Annotated in this window: 23 protein-coding genes; 11 read left to right on the top strand and 12 right to left on the bottom strand. The window is 59.5% G+C overall.

What is annotated here, in order from left to right:
• The first annotated feature begins 57 nt into the window (after positions 1 to 57).
• Positions 58 to 1,260, top strand: coding sequence for a pyridoxal phosphate-dependent aminotransferase (locus K290_RS0109155; RefSeq protein WP_028751639.1), 1,203 nt, complete (start codon positions 58 to 60; stop codon positions 1,258 to 1,260).
• Positions 1,261 to 1,400: 140 nt separating this feature from the next.
• Here the strand turns inward: K290_RS0109155 and K290_RS0109150 are convergent, their stop codons facing one another.
• Complete coding sequence (locus K290_RS0109150; protein ID WP_028751638.1) at positions 1,401 to 2,498, bottom strand: calcium:cation antiporter; 1,098 nt, start codon at positions 2,496 to 2,498, stop codon at positions 1,401 to 1,403.
• Positions 2,499 to 2,729: 231 nt separating this feature from the next.
• Between K290_RS0109150 and K290_RS0109145 the strand changes: the two genes are divergently transcribed.
• A complete protein-coding gene (locus tag K290_RS0109145; protein WP_028751637.1) occupies positions 2,730 to 3,011 on the top strand; it encodes a DUF2188 domain-containing protein in 282 nt (93 codons plus the stop codon).
• 66 nt (positions 3,012 to 3,077) lie between these two features.
• Here K290_RS0109145 and K290_RS0109140 read toward each other — a convergent pair whose 3' ends face one another.
• A complete protein-coding gene (locus K290_RS0109140; protein WP_037135176.1) occupies positions 3,078 to 3,977 on the bottom strand; it encodes a LysR family transcriptional regulator in 900 nt (299 codons plus the stop codon).
• 90 nt (positions 3,978 to 4,067) lie between these two features.
• On the opposite strand from K290_RS0109140, the gene K290_RS0109135 reads away from it, so the two are divergent.
• Positions 4,068 to 5,042: an SDR family oxidoreductase gene (locus K290_RS0109135; protein WP_028751635.1), complete on the top strand. Its 975-nt coding sequence runs from the start codon at positions 4,068 to 4,070 to the stop codon at positions 5,040 to 5,042.
• Positions 5,043 to 5,048: 6 nt separating this feature from the next.
• On the opposite strand, the gene K290_RS0109130 is transcribed toward K290_RS0109135, so the two are convergent.
• The 6 genes from K290_RS0109130 to trxB form a co-directional block, all read right to left on the bottom strand.
• Positions 5,049 to 5,849: an aminoglycoside phosphotransferase family protein gene (locus tag K290_RS0109130; RefSeq protein ID WP_028751634.1), complete on the bottom strand. Its 801-nt coding sequence runs from the start codon at positions 5,847 to 5,849 to the stop codon at positions 5,049 to 5,051.
• Between the two features lie 79 nt (positions 5,850 to 5,928).
• Positions 5,929 to 7,038 carry an alkene reductase gene (locus K290_RS0109125; RefSeq protein WP_028751633.1) on the bottom strand — a complete coding sequence of 370 codons (1,110 nt, stop codon included), beginning with the start codon at positions 7,036 to 7,038 and terminating at the stop codon, positions 5,929 to 5,931.
• A 46-nt stretch (positions 7,039 to 7,084) separates the two neighbouring features.
• On the bottom strand, positions 7,085 to 8,251 hold the full coding sequence (locus K290_RS0109120; protein ID WP_028751632.1) for an MFS transporter: 1,167 nt from the start codon (positions 8,249 to 8,251) through the stop codon (positions 7,085 to 7,087).
• Position 8,252: 1 nt separating this feature from the next.
• Positions 8,253 to 8,546 carry an ArsR/SmtB family transcription factor gene (locus K290_RS0109115; protein ID WP_028751631.1) on the bottom strand — a complete coding sequence of 98 codons (294 nt, stop codon included), beginning with the start codon at positions 8,544 to 8,546 and terminating at the stop codon, positions 8,253 to 8,255.
• Positions 8,547 to 9,111: 565 nt separating this feature from the next.
• Complete coding sequence (locus tag K290_RS0109110) at positions 9,112 to 10,008, bottom strand: LysR family transcriptional regulator VtlR (RefSeq protein ID WP_028751630.1); 897 nt, start codon at positions 10,006 to 10,008, stop codon at positions 9,112 to 9,114.
• A 23-nt stretch (positions 10,009 to 10,031) separates the two neighbouring features.
• Positions 10,032 to 11,006 (bottom strand): thioredoxin-disulfide reductase, encoded by a 975-nt coding sequence (trxB, locus tag K290_RS0109105; RefSeq protein ID WP_028751629.1) that lies wholly within the window; start codon positions 11,004 to 11,006, stop codon positions 10,032 to 10,034.
• Between the two features lie 240 nt (positions 11,007 to 11,246).
• Here trxB and K290_RS0109100 point away from each other — a divergent pair, with 240 nt between their 5' ends.
• From K290_RS0109100 to K290_RS0109090, 3 genes are read left to right on the top strand one after another with little or no spacing between them, the layout of a single operon-like run.
• Complete coding sequence (locus K290_RS0109100) at positions 11,247 to 11,714, top strand: Lrp/AsnC family transcriptional regulator (RefSeq protein ID WP_028751628.1); 468 nt, start codon at positions 11,247 to 11,249, stop codon at positions 11,712 to 11,714.
• A gap of 3 nt (positions 11,715 to 11,717) precedes the next feature.
• Positions 11,718 to 12,626 (top strand): glycosyl transferase, encoded by a 909-nt coding sequence (locus K290_RS0109095; protein ID WP_028751627.1) that lies wholly within the window; start codon positions 11,718 to 11,720, stop codon positions 12,624 to 12,626.
• An 18-nt stretch (positions 12,627 to 12,644) separates the two neighbouring features.
• Entirely contained in the window at positions 12,645 to 13,559 is a 915-nt protein-coding gene (locus tag K290_RS0109090; RefSeq protein ID WP_028751626.1) for a glycosyltransferase family 92 protein, read from the top strand.
• A gap of 9 nt (positions 13,560 to 13,568) precedes the next feature.
• On the opposite strand, the gene K290_RS0109085 is transcribed toward K290_RS0109090, so the two are convergent.
• From K290_RS0109085 to carB, 3 genes are all read right to left on the bottom strand, one after another.
• The gene (locus K290_RS0109085; RefSeq protein WP_028751625.1) at positions 13,569 to 14,648 is read right to left on the bottom strand and encodes a glycosyltransferase family 4 protein; all 1,080 of its coding nucleotides are present in this window, start codon (positions 14,646 to 14,648) and stop codon (positions 13,569 to 13,571) included.
• Positions 14,649 to 14,654: 6 nt separating this feature from the next.
• Positions 14,655 to 15,131, bottom strand: coding sequence for a transcription elongation factor GreA (greA, locus tag K290_RS0109080; protein WP_028751624.1), 477 nt, complete (start codon positions 15,129 to 15,131; stop codon positions 14,655 to 14,657).
• A 309-nt stretch (positions 15,132 to 15,440) separates the two neighbouring features.
• On the bottom strand, positions 15,441 to 18,926 hold the full coding sequence (gene carB / locus K290_RS0109075; RefSeq protein ID WP_028751623.1) for a carbamoyl-phosphate synthase large subunit: 3,486 nt from the start codon (positions 18,924 to 18,926) through the stop codon (positions 15,441 to 15,443).
• Positions 18,927 to 19,221: 295 nt separating this feature from the next.
• Here carB and ypfJ point away from each other — a divergent pair, with 295 nt between their 5' ends.
• Entirely contained in the window at positions 19,222 to 20,157 is a 936-nt protein-coding gene (gene ypfJ, locus K290_RS0109070) for a KPN_02809 family neutral zinc metallopeptidase (protein ID WP_028751622.1), read from the top strand.
• A 42-nt stretch (positions 20,158 to 20,199) separates the two neighbouring features.
• Here the strand turns inward: ypfJ and K290_RS0109065 are convergent, their stop codons facing one another.
• A complete protein-coding gene (locus tag K290_RS0109065; protein ID WP_028751621.1) occupies positions 20,200 to 21,192 on the bottom strand; it encodes an aldo/keto reductase in 993 nt (330 codons plus the stop codon).
• A 116-nt stretch (positions 21,193 to 21,308) separates the two neighbouring features.
• Between K290_RS0109065 and K290_RS0109060 the strand changes: the two genes are divergently transcribed.
• The 4 genes from K290_RS0109060 to K290_RS0109045 all read left to right on the top strand — a co-directional run bounded on the left by K290_RS0109060 (position 21,309) and on the right by K290_RS0109045 (position 25,848).
• The gene (locus tag K290_RS0109060; RefSeq protein WP_028751620.1) at positions 21,309 to 22,220 is read left to right on the top strand and encodes a LysR family transcriptional regulator; all 912 of its coding nucleotides are present in this window, start codon (positions 21,309 to 21,311) and stop codon (positions 22,218 to 22,220) included.
• Positions 22,221 to 22,381: 161 nt separating this feature from the next.
• The gene (locus K290_RS0109055; protein ID WP_028751619.1) at positions 22,382 to 23,638 is read left to right on the top strand and encodes a TCR/Tet family MFS transporter; all 1,257 of its coding nucleotides are present in this window, start codon (positions 22,382 to 22,384) and stop codon (positions 23,636 to 23,638) included.
• A gap of 144 nt (positions 23,639 to 23,782) precedes the next feature.
• Positions 23,783 to 25,180: an MATE family efflux transporter gene (locus K290_RS0109050; RefSeq protein ID WP_028751618.1), complete on the top strand. Its 1,398-nt coding sequence runs from the start codon at positions 23,783 to 23,785 to the stop codon at positions 25,178 to 25,180.
• A gap of 95 nt (positions 25,181 to 25,275) precedes the next feature.
• The gene (locus K290_RS0109045) at positions 25,276 to 25,848 is read left to right on the top strand and encodes an EVE domain-containing protein (RefSeq protein ID WP_028751617.1); all 573 of its coding nucleotides are present in this window, start codon (positions 25,276 to 25,278) and stop codon (positions 25,846 to 25,848) included.
• Positions 25,849 to 25,958: the final 110 nt, after the last annotated feature.

The raw sequence follows: 25,958 nt of genomic DNA, 5'->3' as shown, positions 1-25,958 counted from the left end.
GCAGAAATCTGGTCCACAGGCTTTCTGCCCACTTCCAACCGATTAGGACCGATCATCATGGCCTTTCTTGCCGACGCTCTTTCCCGTGTAAAGCCTTCTGCCACCATCGCCGTTTCCCAGAAAGCGCGCGAACTGAAAGCAAAAGGCCGTGACGTGATCGGCCTCGGCGCCGGCGAGCCGGATTTCGATACGCCTGATAATATCAAGAAGGCCGCCATCGACGCGATCAACCGTGGCGAGACGAAGTACACGCCGGTCTCCGGCATTCCGGAACTGCGCAAGGCGATCGCCGCCAAGTTCAAGCGCGAAAACAATCTCGACTATACCTGGGAGCAGACGATCGTCGGCACCGGCGGCAAGCAGATTCTGTTCAACGCCTTCATGGCGACGCTGAACGCCGGTGATGAAGTCATCATCCCGACGCCTTACTGGGTTTCCTACCCGGAAATGGTGGCGCTGTGCGGCGGCACCCCGGTTTTCGTCGCGACGACGCAGGAAAACAGCTTCAAGCTCCAGCCTGCCGATCTTGAGAAGGCGATCACGCCGAAGACCAAGTGGTTCATGTTCAACTCGCCGTCCAACCCGTCGGGTGCTGCCTATACGCATGCCGAACTGAAGGCGCTGACGGACGTGCTGGTCAAGCATCCGCATGTCTGGGTCCTGACCGACGACATGTACGAGCACCTGACCTATGGCGAATTCAAATTCGCGACGCCCGTCGAAGTCGAGCCGAGCCTCTACGACCGCACGCTGACGATGAATGGCGTCTCGAAGGCCTATGCGATGACCGGCTGGCGTATCGGCTACGCTGCCGGCCCGCTGCAGCTCATCAAGGCGATGGACATGATCCAGGGCCAGCAGACCTCGGGTGCAACGTCGATCGCCCAATGGGCTGCCGTCGAAGCGCTGAACGGTCCGCAGGATTTCATTCCGCGCAACAAGAAGATTTTCGAAGGCCGCCGTGATCTCGTCGTGTCGATGCTGAACCAGGCAAAGGGCATTTCCTGCCCAGTTCCGGAAGGCGCTTTCTACGTCTATCCGTCCTGCGCCGGCTTGATTGGCAAGACCTCGCCGACCGGCAAGGTCATCGAGACGGACGAAGACTTTGTGTCGGAACTCCTGGAATCGGAAGGCGTCGCCGTCGTGCATGGTTCGGCTTTCGGTCTCGGCCCGAACTTCCGCATTTCCTACGCGACCTCGGAAGACCTTCTCGAAGAGGCTTGCCGCCGTATTCAGCGCTTCTGCGCGGCCTGCAAGTAAGCAGTCGAAGACAAGTCAAATGAAAGCTCGCCAGAGATGGCGGGCTTTTTGCGTTCATGCCGATGGTTTCGGCTTCATCAAGTGATTCAAGCGCTTCGCAATTTGAGTCCGCCGGTTGGTGCAAGTCCTTGAAATAAGAATCAAAGTCCCAGCGCCGTCAGCATAATGAAGGTGGCGAAGAGAATGAAATGCGTCATCCCTTCGATGGCATTGGTCTCGCCGTCGTTGAGATTGATCGCGGCTACGATCAAAGTGATCATGATCATCACTGTCTGCGCCGGCGACATGGCCATGACGAAGGGTTGGCCCGTATAGAGCGCAATCGCCTCCATGACCGGCACCGTCAGGATAACGGTCGAGAGCGAGGCGCCCATGGCGATGTTGATGGTCGCCTGCATGCGGTTCCGCAATGCCGCGCGCAATGCCGTCAGGATTTCGGGTGCGGCGGAAATGGCGGCGACGACGATGGCGGCGATCGCCGGCGGCGCGCCGCTGCCTCTGAGGCCGACATCCATGAAGGCGGACATGAACTCGGCAAGAACGCCGATCAGCACGACGCCGATCAGGATCGTAACAATAGAGGTCGCCGTTGGGCCTTCGTCATGATGATCCTCTCGAGCGCCCTGTTTCTTCTCGCTGCGCGGATAGCTGTAGCTGAAGAAATAGCTGTGCTTGCCCACCTGCATGCGCAGGAATAGCGCATAGAGCGCGACCATCGCGACAATGGTGAAAGCGGAGTAATAGTGCCATTTCACATCGGGTATGAATTCCGGCACGACCATCGAAATGGCCATCGCGGTCAGGATCATCACGCCGTAGGTCTTGCTGGAATCATCGTTATAGGGCTGCTCGCCATGTTTCAGCCCGCCCAGAAGGGCGGCGAGGCCGAGAATGCCGTTGATGTCGAGCATGACGGCGGAATAGATCGTATCGCGCACGAGCGTCGGCGAGCTTTCGCCGCCCATCAATATTGCCAGCATGATCACTTCGACGGCGACGGCCGACAGCGTCAGGATCATCGTGCCATAGGGATCGCCGACTTTCGTGGCCAAAATCTCGGCGTGATGAGCGACGCGCATCGAGACAAGGACGATGGTTGCAATCAATGCGGCAGCGGCCAACAGTGATGCTACCCGCCCCATATCCAGCACCGCATGCTCGCCGAGATAAGCGATCACAGCGATTGCGAATGCGATGATCAGGAGCTTTTCCTGCTTCAGCCAGCTCGATATTGCCAAGTCCTTACCTTTCGCGCGGATTTACTTTCGCAGTCTAAATCAATGATTTCTCACATCAAGCATGCGCGTGGATGACAAGATTTGCAGTCCGCGCCGTTTAATGGAATACTACCGTGATCGGTCTGCCCAACCCAATATCGCGGCATCCTTGCAAATCGTCTGAGATGGACCGCGGTCCTGCCGGGTAGCACTCGGAGCCCAAGGTCTTGGCAGATGAGAAGGAGGCTGTGAATGGTCAAGGTCACTTACGAAATTGTGCCACATGACGGAGGATGGGCATATCGTTTCGGCGAAGTCTATTCCGAAGCATTTCCGACTCATTCCGAAGCGGTGGAGGCGGCCAGGATCGTGGCTGCGGAGCAGCAGGTCGGCGGCGATTCGGCCGAGATCAGTTGGCAGGACGAGCGGGGCAAATGGCATGAAGAATATACCGATGGCGGCGACCGACCGGAAACTGAGGTTGTCGATGGCAAGGTGCGTTTCCCGCCTGTCGATACGGCTCCGGGCGCCTGAACGCTGCGGCTTGCGTGATGCCTGGTCGACAATCGCATCGACGAAGTCTCGCTTCGCGGCGGCCCGCTAGGCGCCGATTTTGGTGTAGTCCAGCAATCCGGCCACCAGCGCATCGAACGTCACGCGGCAGCGCGGCGACGTCTTCAGATTCTCATGCATGGCGACCCAAGTGTCGAGCGAGAGTTCGATCTCCGGGAGCAGTCGGACAAGATTTTCATCTCTTTTTGCAAGCGGCACTTGATGGAAGCTGATGCCGATGCCGGCGCACAAGGCGTTATGCAGCGCGATGCTGTGATCCGACTTGAAGGCGAAGGAGATGCCGTCAAGCAGCGGATAGCGTTTCAACATCGTGCGGATGTAAGCGGTCTGGCGGTCGAAACCGATCAGCTTATGATGGCGTAACTCGCCGATGCTTTTGGGTTCGCCATATCGCTTTAGATAGTTGCGGTGTGCGAACAAGCCAAGGGGAATGACACCGATACGGCGCGCCAGCAGTGCATCCTGCGTGGGTGCGACCATGCGCACGGCGATATCCGCTTCCCGTTGCAATAGGTCCTCAACAGCGTCGGAGGCGGAGAGCTCGATGGTCAGATCGGGGTGCGCGGCCTGCAGCCCGGCCAGGATCGACGGCAAGACTTCCGCGCCGATGACCTCGCTGGCGCTAATGCGCACGGTGCCTTTGACGCTATCGCGCGCCTCAGAGGCGACGCGCAGCAGGGCGGCGGTCGTACTGGCCAGGGTTTCCGCATAGGGTTTGAGGGCGAGGGCAGCGTCGGTCGGAAGAAGGCCTTGCTGCGAGCGCGTGAAGAGCTCGGCGCCGACAGTTTCTTCCAGCGCGTCGATATGGCGGCCGATGGTCGGCTGGGTCAGGCCGAGTTCGCGGGCAGCAGCCGAAAGCGAGCCGTGACAGAGTACGGCGAGGAAGGTGCGGTAGAAATCCCAGCTTGGTTCCGATGCGATAGCCATAGATTTTTGTATATCATGTGCAGATTTTTTGGCAATTTCGTTTATCAAGGCTGTGCTGCATAGTCATCTCATCAACCAATGGAGATGACGATGACTGAGCAGATGAACACTGGAAAGACCGCTCTCATACTAGGCGCTACTGGCGGTATCGGCGGCGCCGTCGCTCGCGGGCTCGCTGCCCATGGCTGGCGCATCCGGGCGCTGAACCGCAACGCGGCCGAAGCCGCGCGCCGCGAGCCCGGCTTCGATTGCGTGCAGGGAGACGCGATGCAGGCGAGCGACGTATTGCAGGCGGCCACAGGCGCTGAGGTTATCGTGCATGCCGTCAATCCGCCCGGCTATCGCAATTGGGGGCAACTGGTGCTGCCGATGCTCGACAGCACGATCGCGGCGGCGAAAGCGGTCGGTGCGAGGATTGTCCTGCCGGGCACGGTCTATAATTTCGGGCCGGATGTCCTTCCCAATGTGACCGAAGACAGCCCGCAGCATCCGCAGACACGCAAGGGTGCGATTCGCGTCGAAATGGAGCGGCGCCTGAAGGCGGCGGCAGAGGCCGGCACGCCCGTCATCATTGTCCGTGCCGGGGATTTCTTCGGCGAGCGCGTCACCAATAGCTGGTTCTCGCAGGGCATCGTAAAACCCGGCAAGCCGGTGGCGTCGGTGACCAACCCGGGCAAAGCGGGCATCGGCCATCAATGGGCCTATCTGCCCGATGTCGCGGAAACAATGATCCGGCTGATCGAGAAAGGCGACGCGCTTCCCACTTTTGCTGTCTACCATATGCGCGGCCATTGGGATGGTGACGGCCAGCAGATGATCGGTGCGATCGAGCGGGCGGTCGGACATAAGGTGAAAGTAAAATCCTTTCCCTGGTGGATACTACCGTTTGCTGCGCCTTTCGTGCCGCTGATGAAAGAGTTGCGTGAAATGCGCTATCTCTGGAAGGTGCCGCTGCAGATGAGAAATGACAGGCTGGTGGCTGTGCTCGGCGAGGAGCCGCATACTCCGATCGACGAGGCGGTGAAGACGAGCCTAACGGCACTCGGCTGCTTGCCGGGACGGTAAGGCGCGTTAGGTCCGAAGTTCGGCAAGCGCTATCGCAGCGACGGCAAAATCCGACTCGGCATTCTTGGTATCGCCGTCGCTGAGAAACCAGGCGGCGGAGAGGCCGGCATAGGCGACGATCCATTGCAGCATCCGCTTCGGCTCCAGTCTCGCTTCGCTGCAGACGATCGGCAATTGACGCTGCAGGCGACCGGGAGCGGTGACGATGGGGAGTTCCGGATTGCAGAAGGTATTGGCAAAATCGTAACCGCGTTCACCGTGAACGCGCTTCGGGTCGATGGCGAGCCAGCCGCGCGGACCGAAATCCATGATATTCTCATGGTGGATATCGCCATGCAGCACGGTGAGATCGCGCTGATCTGCAAGCAGGTGACGGGCAATCTCAGCGCAGGTGGCGAGAAGGCCGCCATGGACGCGCGCCGCCGGCTCCAGCTCGCGGAACCAGCGGTCAAGCGGGACCAAATCCGGCAACGGCGTTGACCGTGGTGCGTGAAGCTTTGCGGCCGTGCGGCAGATGATCCGGCTTGCCTCGTCATCACCGCCTTCCATCGCCATCGTCAACAGGGACCTCGGTCCGGTCGCTCGTTCCAGAAGTGCTGCGTCGCTGTCATGTTCGAAGACCTGCGCGGCACCGTCGCCATTCCACCAACGCAAGACCTGGCTGCCGAGCTTCTCGTCAATATCGAGTGCGACCTTCAGCATGGCAGGCACGCCGCGCCATATGACCGGCAGGAGATGGCTGGAACGGGTGATAATCGCATCGCCGTCCGGCGTCAGCGACCAGCGCTTCAGATAGGGATCAAACATGCGGGTTACTCTAACGGCTGGCGCCAAAAAGAAAATCCCGCCGTACAGCGGGATTTTCGTCATGACCGAAGCGGGCGAGTTAAGCCACTTCGTCCAGAGTCGGATAGTCGGCATAGCCATTTGCGCCGCCGCCATAGAGCGTTGCCTGGTTGAGAGCACTGAGCGGGGCGTTTTCCTTCAGCCGGCGAACGAGGTCCGGGTTTGAGATGAAGGGCTTGCCGAAGGCAACGACATCGGCCTTGCCGCTTTCGACCGCTTCGATGGCCATGTCGCGGTTGTAGCCGTTGTTGAGCATCCAGGCGGCCTTGCCGCCCGCAGCCCGATAGGCGACGTGCAGGGCGTCATAGTCGAAGGGCAGGAAGTCGCGGGCGCCGCCGGTCTGGCCTTCAACGACGTGAATGTAGGCGAGACCATATTTCGCCAGGCCTTCGACAACGTAGGTGAAGAGCGCTTGCGGATGAGGATCGCTGGCATCGCCCGATGGCGTTACCGGCGAGACGCGGATCGCGGTGCGGCCAGCGCCGACTTCCTTGGTCACGGCGTCCACGACTTCGAAGAGGAAACGGGCGCGGTTTTCGATCGAGCCGCCATATTGGTCGGTACGATCGTTGACATCAGCGCGCAGGAACTGATCGATGAGATAGCCATTGGCGCCATGGATTTCGACGCCGTCAAAACCCGCTTCGATCGCGGCGCGGGCGGCCTTGCGGTAGTCTTCGATGATGCCCGGAATTTCCGAAGCCTCGAGAGCGCGCGGTTCCGAGACATCGGCAAAAGCGCCGGTGCCGTCGCTATTGACCAGATAGGTCTTGGCATTGGCACGTCTGGAGGTGGAGGAAACAGGCTTGCCGCCGTTCGGCTGCAGCGTGGTGTGGGATATCCGGCCGACATGCCACATCTGCACGACGATCTTACCGCCGTTTGCATGCACGGCATCGGTTACTTTCTTCCAGCCGTCGATGGCTTCCTTTGTGTAGAGACCGGGTACGTCGGCATAACCTTGACCCTGATGGGTGATGGCGGTCGCTTCGGTGATGATCAGGCCGGCGGTGGCGCGCTGAGCGTAGTATTTGACGTTCAAGTCGTTCGGCACCGCATTGGGGGAGCGATTGCGCGTTAGCGGCGCCATGACGATGCGGTTGGCGAGGGAGATATCGCCAAGCTTGGTGGGTTCAAAGAGTTTGCTCATGGGAGGTCCTTTCCTGTTTCATGGGATTTAAGTGTTGGAGGCAAGCTTAGGAGGAGGCGAGCGTGGCGCTCTTCGCTCTGGCGGTCGCGAAGCTCAACGCCACGGTGGCAAGGCCGAGGAGGGCCATGGCGGCACCGGCGAGCGGTACCTGCGACAGCGAGAAACCGGCGTCGATGACGACGCCACCGACCCAAGCCCCGAGTGCATTGCCGGTATTGAAGGCACCGATATTGATGGTCGACACCAGGTTCGGCGCATCCTTGCCGAAACCAACGACGTTGATTTGTAACGCCGGTACTGCGGCGAAGCTTGCCGCAGCCCAGAGGAAGAGGGTGATCTCGGCTGGGATGAAGGAATGGCTGGTGATGCTGAAGATGGCCGAGGTCAGCGCGATCGCCGCGAAGGTGCCGGCAAGCGTGGTGCCGAGACGCCAGTCTGCAAGCTTGCCGCCGATGAGATTGCCGATGGTCAAGCCGATACCCATCAGCAGCAGTGTTAAGGTTACCCACCGCGGCGAAACGCCGGTGATTTCCCTCAGCAGCGGCGCAATATATGTGAACAGCGCGAACATGGACGAGGCGAAAAATACTGTTGTCATCAGCGACAACCACAGGCCCAGACCGCGGAGCGCCAAGAGTTCGCGGGCAAGACTGCCTTGGCGGACTTCTTCGCCTTTGGGCAGGACAAGCACCAAGCCGATAAGCGAGGCGACGCCCAGCAGCGTGATTACCCAAAAGGGCGCGTGCCAGCCGAAAGCGTGGCCGAGCGCGGTACCGAGCGGTACACCGAGCACATTGGCGAGCGTCAGACCGGTAAACATCAATGCGAGGGCACGAGCCTTGCGGTCCTCGGTGACGAGGCTTGCCGCAACAACCGAACCGATGCCGAAGAAGGCGCCATGGCAAAGCGCGGTGACGACACGGGCGATCATCAGGAGCCAATAGCCGGGCGCGACGGCACAGAGCAGGTTGCCGAGGATGAACAGGCCCATCAGCATGATCAGCGTCGAGCGGCGGCGCAGATGCGCCGTGGACAGAGCCATGATCGGCGCACCGATCGCCACCGCCAGCGCATAGCCGGTCAACAACCAGCCGGCTTGCGGGATGCTGACGGACAGATCAGTGGAAACTTCGGGCAGCAGGCCCATGATGACGAATTCAGTCGTTCCGATGGCAAAGGAGCTCAAAGCCAGGACGAAGAGGGCGAGCGGCATCTCAAAGTTCCTTCTGCAGAGTTGCAAGGAATTCGGCGATGGTTTCTTCGTTGCGCTTGTAGAAAATCCACTGGCCAAGGCGCTTGGTGGTCACCAGTCCGGCACGGTGCAATGTGCCGAGATGGGCGGAAACTGTGGACTGCGACAGACCGCAACGCTCGAATTGACTGGCGCAGACGCCCAGTTCCAGCGGGTGTTCCTGGGTCGGAAAATGCTTATGCGGATCTTTAAGCTGATTGAGGATTTCAAGCCTAGCCGGATGAGCCAATGCCTTCAATATCTCAGTTCTGTCCATGATGTTCACCGAGTGAATATCGAAAATCTTCGATTTATGTATCGTTGGTTTTCGATATATCAAGGTGTGCGGTAGCAAATTATTTTACGCAAGTCACGGCGTCGGCATGCTTAGAATTTAGGCAAAAAAAGAGGGCCACCGGAATAACCAGGGCCCTTATAGGTGTGAAGGTCAAAAACCTCCAGAGGGGAACAGCTGCTGCGGTGGAACTGGGAGGAAAAGCCACCATGTGCATCAGCTGCGTGCGGTATGATGCTAATTTGTGCAGTGCGCAATGCTTTTTTGTGCATGGCAGTTATGCATTTGCGACTTCTGGCGCAAACAGGCAAAAAAAAGGGCCACCGGTAACAACCAGGGCCCTATAGGTATGAAGGTTAAAAACCTCCAGAGGGGAACAGCCAATGCGGTGGAACTGGGAGGAAAAGCCACCATGTGCATCAGCTATGTGCGATATGGTAGTTAAACGGGCAGGCTTCAACTCTGTTTTGTGCATATCAGCTATGCGTCATACGCGTGACAGGTATATTACAGCAAAAAAGGCTTGTTTCGCAGAGCTTTAGCTCAACTAAAAGTTCCAATTCCGCGCCTTGGCGACGATAAAATCTCGAAAAACCTTGAGCTTGGCGGCGTTTTTCATTTCGTCAGGGTAGCAAAAATAGGTGTCGAAGGACGGCACGTCCGCATTGATCGCGAGCTGGATGAGTCCCGGATCGCGGCCGACGATGTAGTCCGGCAGAACGGCGATTCCGATGCCGAGCAGGCAGGCGCGCTTGATCGATGTCTGGCTGTTGATCTGCAGATGCGGAATGCGCTTGTTGTCCGACGAGCGGCCGGCAATCTCCAGCCAGTTGACATCGAGCAGATAGTTCGGTGCCGGTTCGCCGAAGCTGATGATGCGATGCTCGTCCAGAGCCTCCACCGACTGCGGTTCGCCATAGCGGTTGATGTAAGAGGGCGCCGCGTAGACATGCATGTGGACGGTGAAAAGCTTGCGCTGGATCAAGTCCGATTGCTGCGGCTGGCGCAGGCGGATGGCGCAATCGGCATGGCGCATGTTCACGTCCAGCTCCTCGTTGTCGAGGATGAGCTGGATCGACATATCGGGATAAAGCTGCAGGAATTCCTGAATCTTGTCGGTCAACCAGCCCTGGCCGAGGCCGACGGTGGTCGTTACGCGCAGCTTGCCGCTCGGCTTATCAGTCGTTTCGGTCAATTGCATCTTGACCGTTTCAAGTTTCAAGAGAACGTCATGTGCGGTGCGATACAGCAATTCGCCCTGTTCGGTCAGGATCAGGCCGCGGGCATGACGATGGAAAAGCTTGATGCCGACGTCCTGCTCCAGAGCGCTGACTTGGCGGCTGATCGCGGATTGGGACAGATGCAATTTATCCGCCGCGTGCGTGAATGAGCCCGCTTCGGCAGCCGCGTGAAAGATACGCAGCTTGTCCCAATCCAATGGCATGCCGTTTCCCCTCATCGGCTGCATCACTCCGCAGCTACGGCGACGGGCATATGCCCGGTCAAGTAGCGTTCCGCCTCAAGCGCTGCCATGCAGCCCATCCCCGCTGCCGTGATCGCTTGCCGGAACGTATCGTCTGTTACATCGCCGGCGGCATAGATGCCTTCGACGCTGGTCGCAGTCGAATCGGCGGCGGTCCAGAGATAACCATTATCCTTGAGTTTCAATTTGCCCTTGAAGAGTTCGGTCGCCGGCGCATGGCCGATGGCGACAAAGATGCCGTCGATCGTTACGTCGGTGACAACGCCCGTGCGGGTGTCGCGTAGGCGTGCGCCGGAAACCGATGGTGGCATCGGCGGCTTGGCCGGCGTGCCGGTGATTTCAGCAACCTCGGTATTCCAGAGGACCTTGATGTTTGCCTTCGCGAACAGGCGCTCCTGCAGGATCTTTTCGGCACGGAACGAATCGCGACGATGCACGACGGTGACCGACTTGGCGATGTTGGAAAGATAGAGCGCTTCCTCGACGGCGCTATTGCCGCCGCCAACCACGATCACATCCTTGTTGCGATAAAAGAAGCCGTCGCAGGTGGCGCAGGCGGAAACGCCAAAGCCTTGGAAATGCTGTTCGCTTTCAATGCCCAGCCATTTGGCCTTGGCGCCGGTCGCGATGATCAGCGTGTCGGCAGTCCAGACCTGACCGCTGTCGGTGCGCGCAACAAAGGGGCGCTGCGTAGTATCGACTTCGGTCACGAGATCGTTGACGATCTCCGCGCCGACATGCTGAGCCTGTAGCAGCATCTGCTCCATCAGCCACGGGCCCTGGATCGGATCGGCAAAGCCTGGATAGTTTTCGACATCCGTGGTGATCATGAGCTGACCGCCCTGTTCAAGTCCAGCGATCAGAACCGGCTTCAGCATGGCGCGCGCGGCATAGACGGCGGCCGTATAGCCGGCAGGGCCGGAACCGATGATGAGCACCTTGGTATGGCGGGCAGGCATAAGAAGTCCTTTCAATCTAAGCGCTTCGGAAGCCGCGGCTTCAAACGGGTAAAAGCAGGCGATTTCGCGATCCGCCGCCTCATTTATGATTGTCGCATGCATTTATTCAAGGGCAGCCTTGCATTACTAACAGAGCAAATCTGCTTTGTGTAAGATTCGGTTACGCTTGGGAAACTTTCTTGCGTATTTTCCCGCTTTATATAGAAGCTGCCGGTTGGGAATTAAAGAAAGGCAAGAAACGTGCTGCGGGCTGAACTCGACGCCATCGATATCAAGATCTTGCGGGAACTCCAGCGCGACGGGCGCATGACCAATGTCGAACTCGCTGACCGCGTCGGCATCTCCGCGCCGCCCTGTTTACGGCGGGTGCGCAAGCTGGAGGAGGCTGGTGTCATCGAGGGCTATCATGCGATGCTGAACAGCCCGAAGCTCGGCTTCGATCTCGTCGCCTTCTGCATGGTCGGTCTCAAGCATCAGTCCGAAGCCAATCTCAAAGCTTTTGCCAGCGTGACGGCGGAGTGGCCACTGGTGCGGCAGGCATGGATGGTTTCCGGCGACAGCGATTTTCTGCTGCATTGCGTCGCCGAAAACCTGACCCGGTTCCAGGATTTCGTCATCGAGGTGCTGACGGCGAACGAGCATGTCGACACCGTACGCACTATGCTGACCATCCGGCAGGTGAAGAAACTCGGGCTGGTGGAGCTCTAGAGCATGGCGGATCGCCCCTGGCACCGATCCCTTATCAAGACCGGCGCGCGCCTGCTGCTCGGCGGTTCGCGGGCGCATGCGCAGGATTGGTTTCCAGGGCTCAACATCGTGCGGGGGAACGGTGTAGGTGAGGTGTATCACCACCGTACCAAAGTCGGGGTCCTTTCTTCCATCGATCGTTTGCGCGAAGATGCCGGCCAGATCATCCATGTCGTCGGCTCCGGTCCATCGATCCGCGACTGCGATCTGACCGGGCTTGAGAAAGGCAGCGCCATCCTGCTGAACGGCGCTATCGGGTTGAGCGGCGAGCAGATTGCCAAGCCGCTTGCGATCGCCGTGGAGGACGAGCGTTTCGTCTGGCGGCATTCCGAGATGATGCGGCGCAGGATCAAGTCCGAAACGATTTGCCTGTTTTCAGTTGCCGTGCTCAGGGCGCTCTCGGAACTCGACAGTCGTTGGTTGGCGGATAAGACGGTCATTCTGATCGATGATATCCGCAAGCCTTATGGTGCGCGCCGCCGCTCCATGGATGACATCAGGAAGCTCAATTTCGTGCGGCTCAATGCAACTGGCTCCGCCGGTTTTTCCGTCGCGCCGGATTGCGGTGTATTCCAGGGTGGCTCGGTGGCCGTGTCGGCACTGCAGTTCGCGCTTTATTGCTCGCCTAAAACGATCGGCTTCTTGGGCATCGATATTTCCAATGCCGGTGAGCCGCGTTTTTACGAAACCAGCGATGAAACCGCTTTTTCCGGTATCGCTGCGGCTGAGGGCCGTATCATTGAACACTTCGTTCTGGCCAAGGAAATCGCCGCGGAGCGAGGCGTGACATTTGTCAATTATTCGCCGGTTTCGGCGCTGTTGAAGCATGGATTTGGTTATGATGCGCGCTTTGCCGCCGTATCGATCATGTGAATTGCGGGGAATGGACGCATGGGTTGGCTGAAGCCCAAGGTATCGGATGCGAAGCGGCTTGCAATCGATCCGCCAAAGCCGCAAGAGGGTCGGCACGGCATCGCGATTGCCGTTTGTGTCAAGGATGAGGCGCGCTATATCGAGGAATGGGTGCGTTTCCACCGCGCCGTCGGTATTCGTCACTTCTATATCTATGACAATGGTTCGACGGATGGAACTCCTGCCATCCTGCGCGACCTTCTCGATGCCGACACGCTGACAATCATCCCTTGGGCTGGCCGCATGATAGACGCCTCCACCGAGGCGACGCTGAACGGTCAGGTCATTGTCTTCGCCCACGCCATCCTCAATTTCGGCGGCTCATATCGCTGGATGGCCTTCATCGATGTCGATGAATTCCTATTGCCAAAGGAAGGGCAAACGGTCGAACAGGCGCTGGCGGCGGTCGGCGATTTTCCAAATGTCTCGCTGCCATGGCATATGTTCGCGACGAGCGGTCACGAGAAGCGCCCTGATGGTCCTCTAACGCTGAACTATACGATGCGTGGTGCCGACCCGATGACGCACAAGGAAAATGTAAGCAATTTCAAGTGCATCGTTGATCCCTGCGAAGTGACGGAAGTCACCGTGCACCAGTTTCAGACGCGGGGATTCGGTGATCTGACGGCGAACGACGCCGGAAAGCGTTTTACGCGCCGCGCACGAAAATCGCCGGATTTCTATTCGAACCGGTTCCTGCAGCTCAATCACTATTATACCAAATCCCGTGAAGAGCTGATGGCCAAGCTGGCGCGCGGATGGTCCTACGACGCGTCGCCGACCAAATACCGGGATAAGGTTCTCTCGATCGTCAAAAGCCTCGAGGAAGATCTGGTCGAGGATCGGGCGATGATTGATTTCATCGCGCGCAACCGCATCAATCTTGGCCAATAGGCCGTCAATTCAGCGGGCGCCGCCGAGCAACTGCCGATAGATGTCGCCGATCGCCGTTGCTTCCTTTTCCAAGGCGAACTCGCTGCGGACGTGCCGCACGGCATTTTCGCCTTGGCTAAGTGCTTCTTCGGGATTGGCGAGATAGAAAGCGATGGCTTTCGTCAGCGTTTCGCCATCGCCGGCGGGCACGACCGCGCCGGTTTCGCCGGGTACGATCAGCTCGGCATAGGCACCTGCGTCGGAGGCGACGACGGCGGTGCGCGAGGCCATGGCCTCCAGCGGAGTCAGGCCGAAACCTTCGTTGCGGGAAGGGGCGACATAAAGCGTCGCGCGGCGATACCAGGGCCTGATATCGTCGACTTCGCCGAGAAAGCGGATGCGGTCGTTGAGGCTGGCGGCGGCTACCATCTTCACCAATTCGTCCGCAAAGCCACGATGCTCAGCCGTTACCCGGCCGCAGATAACGGCGGTCCAGTCCGGATAGCGCGGCAGAAGCTCGATCATCGCCTTGACGAAGAGATCCGTCCCCTTTTGATGGCGGACGCGGCCGAAGCAGGCTATCAGATAGGTGCCGGGCAGGCCGGTGGCGGCCATGCGATCATGCGGCACTTCCGGCGGATGAAACATGTTGAGGTCGATGCCGTGCTGGATGACGGTGTGCGGCACCTGCAGGAAGCTGCCGGAGCGTGTGCTCGTGGCGATCACGGCATCCATGCGGCGGATCAGCCAACGCGTATAGGCGGTGTGGCGACGCTGGGCGGCCGACGTGAAAACCAGCTTCAGCGGCATGCGCAGCACGGAGCGCAGCAACAGCCCGACCAGCATCTCGTTGTTGCGGCGGGCATGCCAGACGCGAACGCGGTGGCGGCGGGGCTTTACCCAGAGGCCGGGTATGCGCGCCCAACCAAGCTTCGGCAGGTCTTCCGGCAAGCCCGGCCCGAGCGTGGCGATATGCCAGCCGAGCTCGAGCTGTTTCGGGATCAATTGCACGATCGTCGAGGTAACGCCGGAGAGCCGGCGTTTGAAATTCGTCGCGATGACCTCGATTTCGCTGAGATCGCTCGAGTGCGATACGTCGCGATCGCGCACGGGCGATCAGCCCCAGGAGACGGAAAGGATTTCGTAGGCCTTGGCGCCGCCGGGCGCGTTGACCTCGATGGAATCGCCGACTTCCTTACCGATCAGCGCACGGGCAATCGGCGAGGAGATGGAGATGCGGCCGGCTTTCACATCCGCTTCCTGGTCTCCGACGATCTGATAGATCTTCTCTTCCTCGGTGTCCTCGTCGACGAGCTTCACCTTGGCGCCGAACTTGATCTTCGAACCGGACATCTTGGTGAGGTCGATGACTTCGGCGCGTGCCGTGAGGTCTTCAAGCTCGGTGATGCGGCCCTCATTATGGCTCTGTGCTTCCTTGGCGGCGTGGTACTCGGCGTTTTCGGAAAGATCGCCATGGGCGCGAGCTTCCGAAATTGCCTCGATGATTCGCGGGCGCTCTTCCTGCTGACGCCAGCGCAGTTCTTCCTGCAGCTTGACGAACCCGTTCTGCGTCATCGGTACCTTTTCAACCATTTTTCTTATCCTTCATTCCCTGCGTTGCTCTGTCGCAGACACAAAAGAAAACAGGTCCCGAAGCGGTACTTCGGAACCATACAGAGCCATTATCCTGTCATCTATAGCAGATTGCGACAGCCGATTTCCAGAAAATTCGGCGACTTATGGTGAGTCTGGTCTTGGCCGTTACTCGCTGCCTGGATCAGCGTCGGCAATTCTTCTTGCGGCTACAGCGATAGCACGCCTGTCCTTTCTGACGAAAGGAGCGAGCGTTGGCGCAAGTGATGACGAAGCCTATATGCGGCCCCGTCATCATGAAAACAGGTCTCAGAAGTAGCTCTGCAGAGGCCGAACTTCGAGGTTGCCGGCCTTCAGTGCCTTAATCGCCATCGCGGCGGCTTCGGCGCCGGCCATAGTGGTGTAATAGGGCACCTTCTGCATCAGAGTCGCGCGGCGCAGCGATTTCGAGTCGGAGATCGCCTTGTTGCTGTCGGTCGTGTTGATGACGAGCTGGACCTGACGATTGCGGATAGCGTCCTCGATATGCGGGCGGCCTTCCAGCACCTTGTTGATCTTCGTCGCTTCAATGCCGTTTTCGGCGAGGAAACGTTGGGTGCCGCCGGTTGCGAGCACCTTGAAGCCCAGCTCGGTCAACATGCGGATGGCGGGCAGAACGCGCGGCTTGTCGTCGTCACGAACGGAGACGAAGACAGTCCCGTCACGCGGCAGTTCAACGCCGGCGCCGAGCTGCGACTTGGCGAAGGCCAGTGCAAAATCCGTATCCAGACCGATGACTTCGCCGGTCGAGCGCATTTCCGGTCCCAGCAGGGTGTCGACGCCGGGGAAGCGGGCGAAGGGGAAGACGGCTTCCTTGACGGCAATGTGCTTCAGCTTGCGCGGATCGGGCTTTTCGCCATAGGCGGCGAAGGTCGCGTCCAGCTTTTCGCCGGCCATGACGCGAGCGGCGATCTTGGCGATCGGGGCGCCGATGGTCTTGGCGACGAAGGGCACGGTGCGCGAGGCGCGAGGATTGACTTCTAGCACGTAGACCGTGTCGTCCTTGATGGCGAACTGCACGTTCATCAATCCGCCGACGTTCAGCGCCTTGGCCATGGCTTTCGCTTGGCGCTCCAGCTCATCGATCATGGCAGGCGACAGCGTGCGCGGCGGCAGCGAGCACGCCGAGTCGCCCGAGTGGATGCCGGCCTCTTCGATATGCTCCATGATCCCGGCAACGTAGACGTCGGTGCCATCGGAAAGGCAGTCGACGTCAACTTCGATGGCGTTGGCGAGATAGCTGTCGAACAGCAGCGGATTCTTGCCGAGCAGGGTGTTGATCTGGCCGGTCTTGTCGTTCGGATAACGGGCCTTGATATCTTCCGGCACCAGTTCCGGCACGGTGTCGAGAAGATAGGTCTGCAGCATGCCTTCCGAATGAATGATCTGCATGGCGCGGCCGCCGAGGACGTAGGACGGGCGCACCACCAGCGGGAAGCCGATTTCAGCAGCGACAAGGCGGGCCTGTTCGACCGAATAGGCGATGCCGTTGTTCGGCTGATTGAGGTCGAGCTTCATCAGCAGCTTCTGGAAGCGATCGCGGTCTTCGGCAAGGTCGATCGCGTCCGGCGCGGTGCCGAGGATCGGGATGCCGTTCTTTTCCAGCGCTTCCGCGAGCTTCAGCGGTGTCTGGCCGCCAAACTGGACGATGACGCCGACCACTTCGCCCTTTTCCTGCTCCGCGCGCAGGATTTCGATCACGTCTTCGGCGGTCAGAGGCTCGAAATAGAGCCGGTCCGACGTATCGTAGTCGGTCGAGACGGTTTCCGGGTTGCAGTTGATCATGATCGCTTCATAGCCGGCATCCTTCAGCGCGAACGCGGCGTGGCAGCAGCAATAGTCGAACTCGATCCCCTGGCCGATGCGATTCGGACCGCCGCCGAGGATGACGACTTTCTTGCGATCGGAAACCTGCGCCTCCGTGCGGGCGGCGCCGACGAAAGGCGTCTCATAGGTCGAATACATATAGGCGGTCGGCGAGGCGAACTCGGCGGCGCAGGTATCGATGCGCTTGAAGACCGGGCGGACATTCAGCCGGTTGCGCAGTTCCGCAACTTCCTTCGGGCGTTTGCCGGTCAGCGTCGCAAGGCGTGCGTCCGCGAAGCCCATGGCCTTCAGCATGCGCAGGTTGGATGCATCTTCCGGCAGGCCATGCTCGCGGATGCGCGCTTCCATGTCGACGATCGCCTTGAACTGGGCGATGAACCACGGGTCGATCTTGCAGCCCTCGTGCACTTCTTCCGGGCTCATGCCAAGGCGCAGTGCCTGGGCGACCATGCGCAGACGATCGGGTGTGGGCGTGCCGATGGCGGCGCGGATGGCATTCTGGCTGCCTTCGCCCTCTTCGGTGCCAGGAATTTCGATCTCATCGAGACCGGTGAGGCCGGTTTCCAGGCCGCGAAGCGCCTTCTGCAGCGATTCCGCGAAGGTGCGGCCGATCGCCATGACTTCGCCGACCGACTTCATCGCAGTGGTCAGCACCGGCGAGGCGCCCGGGAATTTCTCGAAGGCGAAGCGCGGAATTTTCGTGACGACATAATCGATCGACGGTTCGAACGATGCTGGTGTCGCGCCGCCGGTGATGTCGTTTTCCAGTTCGTCCAGCGTGTAGCCGACGGCGAGCTTGGCTGCGACCTTGGCGATCGGGAATCCGGTGGCCTTTGAGGCGAGCGCGGAGGAGCGCGACACACGCGGGTTCATTTCGATGACGACGAGACGGCCGTCTTCCGGATTGACGGCAAACTGCACGTTCGAGCCGCCGGTCTCGACGCCGATCTCGCGCAGAACCGCGATCGAGGCGTTGCGCATGATCTGGTATTCTTTGTCCGTCAGCGTCAATGCCGGGGCGACAGTGATCGAATCGCCGGTGTGAACGCCCATCGGATCGATGTTTTCGATCGAGCAGATGATGATGCAATTGTCCGCCTTGTCGCGGACCACTTCCATCTCGAATTCCTTCCAGCCGAGCACCGATTCTTCGATCAGCACTTCCGTGGTCGGCGAAGCATCGAGACCGCCACTGACGATCTCGAAGAATTCCGAGCGGTTATAGGCAATGCCGCCGCCGGTGCCGCCGAGCGTGAACGAAGGACGGATGATTGCGGGCAGGCCGACATGATCGAGCGCCTGGGCGGCCACTGCCATGGCGTGGTTCATATAGCGCTGCTTGCGGTCGCTTTCGCCGAGGTTCCACTGATTTTCCAGCTCGTCCAGTGCCTTGTCGAGTTCATCGCCGGAAAGCTGCGCCTTCAGTTTGGTACGCTCGGCTTCATGCGTCTTGCGGTCGGCATCCTTGATGTCGGTGGCGTTCGCCAGCATCGAGCGCGGGGTTTCAAGGCCGATGCGGGCCATTGCTTCGCGGAAAAGAGCACGGTCTTCGGCCATGTCGATTGCGGCCGGCTTAGCGCCGATCATCTCGACATTATAGCGGTCGAGCACGCCCATGCGCTTCAGCGACAGCGCCGTGTTGAGCGCGGTCTGGCCACCCATGGTCGGCAGCAGCGCATCGGGGCGTTCCTTGGCGATGATCTTGGCGACCACTTCCGGCGTGATCGGCTCGACATAGGTCGCGTCCGCCAGGCCCGGATCGGTCATGATCGTTGCTGGATTGGAGTTGACGAGGATGACGCGATAGCCTTCCTCCCTGAGCGCCTTGCAGGCCTGCGTGCCGGAATAATCGAACTCGCAAGCTTGGCCAATGACGATCGGTCCTGCGCCGATGATGAGGATCGATTTGATATCTTGGCGCTTCGGCATGGGCTCTCATCCGTTTTTTCGTTGCGCGAAAAACCGGCCAGGGTGGGAGATCACCGGCCGGGGCGCATGGGCAAGTCTTTTCAGGCTAGAAGCGGCTTATAGGCAAATGTATTTGCAAACGGAACCCCATAAATCGCGGAATCGACAGGAATCCGGAAGCGGACGCCGGAGTTGCTTTCGGATATGCCGATGCAAGTTCCGATTCTATCCTCACGAGCAACTGGTACAGCGCGTCTTCGCGGATATATAAAGAACGTAGCGAACATTGAATCGGTGCATCGCCGGGAGGTGCAATATGGATTGGAAAGGACGTCGGCAATCCGACAATATCGAGGATGAGCGTGGCTCATCGCCGATGGACGGCGGTTCGGGAGGTGGTCCCTTCGGCGGTGGCGGCATGGGCTTCCCCGGCGGCGGCATGCGGCGCGGCGGCGGTTTGAGCATCAGCACCATCATCATTCTGGTGGTGATTTTCCTGGTGCTGAAGGCCATGGGCGTCGACGTCATAGGGCTTCTGCAGCAAAGCGGCGCCTTGGATGGCGGGCCGGGCTACCAGCAGAGCGATTCCAGCGGCGGCAACGCCCCTCCGGCCAATGACGAGATGAAGCAGTTCGTGGCAACGGTGCTTGCCGATACGGAAGACACGTGGACCGGCATCTTCAAGTCGATGGGGCAGACCTACACCGATCCGAAACTGGTGCTGTTCTCAGGCCGTTTCCCGTCAGCCTGCGGCACGGCATCGGCCGCGACCGGGCCTTTCTATTGCCCGAGTGACAAGAAGGTTTATCTCGACATGGCCTTCTTCCAGCAGATGAAGGATCAATTCGGCGCATCCGGCGATTTCGCGCAGGCCTATGTGATAGCGCACGAAGTCGGCCATCATGTTCAGGACCTCCTTGGTATTCTGCCGAAATTCAATCAGGCGCGCCAAAACATGAGCGAGGTGGATGCGAATAAAATGTCCGTGCGCATCGAGCTGCAGGCCGATTGTTTTGCCGGCATCTGGGGCAAGTTTACTCAGCAGAAAGGCATTCTGCAGGAAGGCGACCTCGAAGAGGCGCTGAATGCCGCACAGCAGATCGGCGACGATACGCTGCAGAAGCGCAGCCAGGGATATGTCGTTCCGGATAGCTTCAACCACGGCACTTCGGCGCAGCGCGTGAAATGGTTCAAGCAAGGCTTCCAATCCGGTAAGCTCAGCGACTGCGATACGCTGAACAATCCGGTTTAAAGGGGAATACCTTCTCCCCGCCGGGGAGAAGGTGCTAGCCACCTATTTCTCGCTGTCCATATGCATCAATTGCGCTTCCGGATAACGACCGCCGACAGCGGCGTCCTTTGGGATTGCGCGTTCGATCGCGGCGAAATCCGCTTCAGACAATTCGACGGACAACGAGCCGAGCGCCTCGGTCAGGCGATCGCGGCGGCGGGCGCCGATGAGGGGGATGATGTCCTCGCCTTGGGCGTCGACCCAGGCTATGGCGATCTGCGCAACGCTGACGCCCTTGGCGTCGGCGATCTGGCGCAGTGCTTCCACCAGTTCCAGGTTCTTTTCGACGTTGCCTGCTTGGAAGCGCGGGCTGAAGGAGCGGAAATCACCCTTCTGCGCCGCATCCTTCTGCCAATGGCCGCTGATCAGGCCGCGGGAGAGCACGCCGTAGGCGGTGATGCCGATGCCGAGTTCGCGGCACGTGGGCAGGATCTGGTCCTCGATGCCGCGCGAGATCAGCGAATATTCGATTTGCAGATCTACGATCGGATGCACGGCTGCCGCACGGCGGATGGTGTCGGCGCCGACTTCGGAGAGGCCTATATGTCTGATGTAGCCTTGCTTGATCAGATCGGCCATGGCTCCGATCTGCTCTTCGATCGGCACGTTCGGATCGAGGCGGGCAGGGCGGTAGATATCGATATGGTCGACGCCGAGGCGCTGCAGCGTATAGGCGAGAAAGTTGCGGATCGCGGCCGGACGCGCATCATAGCCCGACCAGGCGCCGGCCGGATCGCGCAACGCGCCGAATTTGACGCTCAGCAGGAAATCGTCGCGCTTCAGTCCTTTGATCGCCTCGCCGATCAGCATTTCATTGTGGCCCATGCCATAGAAATCGCCAGTATCGAGCAGATTGATGCCGGCATCTAGCGCGGCGTGAATGGTCGCAATGCTTTCGGCGCGGTCGGAGGGTCCATACATGCCGGACATGCCCATGCAACCGAGGCCGATGGCGGATACTTCGGGACCGGTCCTACCCAATTGATGCATCTGCATTTCAGTTCTCCTTCATCGGCGGCGCTCTCCAAAGGGCGTCTTCGAGATTGTTTACTCCGGCGTTTGTTGTGCGATAATCCATTTAAATTGAAACAGGTTGTTTGGAATTTCGCATAATGAATGATTTGCCCCTTGCTGATCTCGATGCCTTTGCCGCGGTGGCTCGTGAGCGCAGTTTTCGTGAGGCGGCACGTAAGCGCCGCGTCTCCGCATCGTCACTAAGCGAGGCGCTGCGGCGGCTTGAGGAGCGGCTCGGTGTGCGTCTGCTCAACCGTACCACCCGCAGCGTCACGCCGACAGAGGCTGGCGAGCGGCTGATCGAGCGACTGGGACCGGCGATGGGCGAAATCGCCACCGCGCTCGACGATATCAACACATTCCGCGACAGTCCCGGCGGGACTTTACGGCTCAATGTACCGACCGTGGCTGCCATGGTCATCATGCCCGGGATCATCAACCGCTTCCTGAAGACTTATCCGGGCATCTCGGTCGAAATCGTCGCCGAAGACAGTTTTATCGACGTGCTGGCGGGCGGCTATGACGCCGGCATCCGTTACGATGAGCGGCTGGAAAAGGATATGATTGCCGTGCCGATCGGGCCGCGGCAGCAATGCTATGTCACCGCCGCCTCGCCGGCCTATCTTGCCGCGAATGGTACGCCTCGTCATCCGCGCGACATTCTCGACCATCGCTGCATCCGTCACCGTTTCCTAGGCAGCTCGGCCTTTCCCTGGGAGTTCGAAAGGGAGGGCGAGACGATCGTCATCTCGCCGCCCGTGGTTCTCGCCAGCAATTCGGTCGATATCGAACGCAGCGCCGCCTTGGAGGGTCTCGGCATTATCAGGACCTTCAGGGAATTCATCTCGCCGCAGATCGCAAGCGGTGACCTCATTCCCATTCTTGAGGAATGGAATACTGCATTTCCCGGCCCGTTTCTCTATTATGCCAGCCGCCGGCACATGCCGGTACCGCTTCGTGCCTTCGTTGATTTTCTGAAATTGGAGCAACGACGCATGAACGATGGGTAGGCGTCGTCTTCCTGTCAAAGATCAAAAAAATCATTCGGTAAATCAGGAAGATTGAAGCGTTCACGCATTGTTTCCGGCAAAATCTTTAGGTAAGGGACCATTTTGGTTTTTCGTTCACGTTCTGTCTCTTCATGGAGATGGAGCCCCGATAGGCAAACTCCATGATCGATCAAAAATTCGTACGTCGCGGCCTTTTCCTCGTTTTCATCATTCTCTTCCTCGACGTCATCGGCATCGCCATTATCATGCCGGTCATGCCGAAATATCTCGAAGAACTGACGGGCGCTTCGGTCAGCGAGGCTGCGACCGATGGCGGCTGGCTGTTGCTTGCCTATGCCGCCATGCAGTTCCTGTTCTCGCCGCTGATTGGCAATCTGAGTGACCGTTTCGGTCGCCGTCCGGTCCTGCTTGCGTCCGTGCTGACTTTTGCGATCGACAATTTCATCTGCGCCATTGCGGGCAGCTACTGGATGTTGTTCGCCGGCCGGATACTGGCTGGCGTCAGCGGGGCGAGTTTCTCGACATGCTCCGCCTATATTGCCGACATCAGCAATGATGGAAACCGGGCAAAGAATTTCGGCCTGATCGGCATGGCTTTCGGCGTCGGTTTCGTGCTTGGACCTGTGATCGGCGGTTTCCTTGGCGAATTCGGTCCACGCGCACCCTTTTATGGCGCGGCAACACTGTCGCTTCTAAATTTCGCCGGTGCCTATTTCCTCCTGCCGGAAACGTTGGCGGCGAAGAATCGCCGGCGTTTCGAATTGTGGCGTGCCAGTCCGCTTGGCGCATTACGGCAAGTAGGCCGCTATCAGGGGCTTGGTTGGGTCTTCGTGGTCATGTTCTTCAACTGGCTGGCGCACGGTGTGTTCCCGGCGGTCTGGTCCTTCGTCACCTCCTATCGCTATGAATGGACCTCGTGGGAGATCGGCATTTCGCTCGGCACCTACGGCATCGGCATGGCGCTGGTGATGGGATTGGCTTTGCCTCGCATCGTGCCGGTGCTCGGGGAATGGAAGACGGTGGTGTTCGGGCTCGTCTTTTCCGGCATTGGCTTGCTGGGATATGCCTTCGCGTGGCAGGGCTGGATGGTCTATGCGGTGATCGTAGTCACGGTGATCGAAAACGTTGCAGACGCGCCGCTGCGCTCAATTGCAGCAAGCAAGGTGCCCCCATCGGCACAGGGCGAACTGCAAGGCGCTCTCGGCAGCCTGACCAGCATCACCGCGATCATCGGACCGGTGCTGTTTCCCTACCTGTTTCGCTATTTTACCGCACCGTCCGCGCCTGTTGTTTTCGCCGGTGCTCCATTCATCATGTCGGCGGTGCTGATTGCGGCTGCGGTGATCCTCTTCGTTGCCAAGGTGCGCAAGAGTGAACCGAAAGCCACGATGGAAGCGGCGGTTCAGGAACTGGCCTAAACATTCATCAGATATTTTGATGATCGGATGAATTCTTCAGCATCGAGGCTTTGTCGGCTGGCTTTTCGAGCCAAGTTGCGCTAAGCCGACAGACTTGCGCACGCCTGGGTAGGTGGTTTGCGCGTTCTTAAATCGAGTCACAAGATGGATACGCCGGTAGCTGCGCGCCCGTTCGCGCACGACAACAATAATTCGTGGTCTGCCCATGTCCGCGCCACCCTGGCGCTCGGCATACCGCTGATCGGCGCGCAACTGGCGCAGCTTGGCATCAACACCACCGATGTGATGATCGTCGGCCGTCTCGGTGCTGAGCAACTGGCGGCGATGGTGCTCTCCGCGCAGTTTCTCTTCACGATTCTGATTTTCGGTTCCGGTTTCTCCATCGCCGTCGTGCCGCTGGTGGCTCAGGCATATGGCAAGGGCGATGTGGCTTCGGTGCGCCGTGCATTGCGTATGGGCCTATGGGTCGTCACGGCCTATTGGCTGGTGGCGCAGCCGGCCTTTCTTTATTCGGAACAGATCCTTCTTGCAGCCGGGCAAAAGCCCGACGTCGCGAAGCTTGCAAGCGGCTATATCGCGATCGGCCACTTCGCCGTGCTGCCGGGGCTGCTTTACAACGTCATTCGCGCACTCGTCAGCGCGATCGGCCGCGCCGGCATCATCCTCAAGGTCACCATTGCCATGCTGGTGATGAATGCGGTGCTCGCCTATTGCCTGGTGCTCGGTCATTTCGGCATGCCGGCGCTCGGGCTGCATGGTGCGGCCATCGTCTCCGTCGCAGTACAGACGGCGGGATTCCTGTTCATTCTCGGCTATGTGCAGAGCCGCGAAGAGACGCGCCGCTACGAAATCTTCGTCCGTCTTTGGCGGCCGGATTGGCATGCGTTGTGGGAAGTCCTTCGCCTTGGCTTTCCGATCAGCATCACGGTCCTGGCGGAGGTCAGCCTGTTTACGGCCGCTTCGCTGCTGATGGGGCAGATCGGTACGATCGAGCTTGCCGCGCATGGTATCGCGTTGCAATGGGCGTCGATCGCCTTCATGATCCCGCTCGGCCTCAGCCAGGCGGCGACCGTGCGGGTGGGTGTCGCGCACGGGCAGGGCGATCATATTGGCCTGAAGCGCGCGGCCATCGTGGCGCTCATCGTTTCGAGCTGCATTGCGCTCTGCGGCAGCATTCTGTTCGCGACCGCGCCATCGTGGCTGGGAAGCTGGTTTCTCGACGTCAAGTCGGCCGAGGCGCCGCAGGTGCTCGCCTATGCGGCGCCGCTGATCGTCGTGGCTGGCCTGTTCCAGCTCGTCGACGGGCTGCAGGCGATCGCCAGCGGCCTGCTGCGCGGTCTGAAGGATGCGCGCGTGCCGATGATCATGGCGTTGATCGCCTATTGGCCGATCGGCTTCTTCTTGGCGTGGCTCCTTGCCTTTCCGCTCGGCTTCGGTGGAATCGGCATCTGGTTCGGCTTTCTGCTGGGGCTGGCCTCGGCTGCGACGATGCTCTGCACGCGGTTTTATTTCCTGGTGCGCTCGAAGAAAATGGCCGGTTGACGCCGGCCATTTTGCAGCCAGAGCGGCGAGACTGCTGACAAATATTGACAGCATGGTCGTCTATATTGGTGCCATACCAACGACGGGAGACGAACATGATTTTCAAGGCAAGCAATCGTGACGATGCCGCGCTGTTCCCGCGGGAAGAATCGATCAATCCGGGTGCAACGGTGCGCCTTCTGCCGCACGCCAACGTGTCTCGCGGCGGACCCAAGCCTGCCGAGAGATCCTACTGGCTGGCTGTGGCTTCCGCAGAACACGTTCGCCTCGGGCGGGAACATGGCTTCATGCAGGTTTGCCACGGCAAACCGGCTCCGCTGAAGCGCATCAAGCCAGGTGACGGCATCGTCTATTATTCGCCATCGCTGACGATGGGAGGCAAGGATGGCTTCCAGAGCTTCACGGCGATCGGCTATGTCCGCGAGGGCGAGGTTTATCGGGCAGAGATGGATTGCGGAAAAGCCTATCGGCGCGATGTCGATTGGCTCGATGCGCCCGAACAGCCGCTTCGTCCCCTGCTGGGTTGGCTGGATTTCACCCAGGACAAGAACTGGGGCTACAGATTGAGGTTCGGGCTCGTCGACTTCGGGCAGTCCGATTTCGAGTTCCTGCAGGAGATCATGACGAGCGAGCTGGAAGTCGTGAAGCAGCGTCGCCTGCAGGCGTAAGCTGGTGTGAAGATATAGAGCGGTTCAGCGTTTCACGGGGTCGCTTTCCCGCTCTATCCCTTTTTGTTTTTGCGCATTCCGGACGGAAAACCGCCGCGCACTTTTCCTGG

Source organism: Rhizobium leucaenae USDA 9039 (assembly GCF_000426285.1).
GTDB lineage: Bacteria > Pseudomonadota > Alphaproteobacteria > Rhizobiales > Rhizobiaceae > Rhizobium > Rhizobium leucaenae.
Note: the sequence above shows the minus strand (reverse complement) of the source record. Positions and strands in the feature narration are given on the sequence as shown.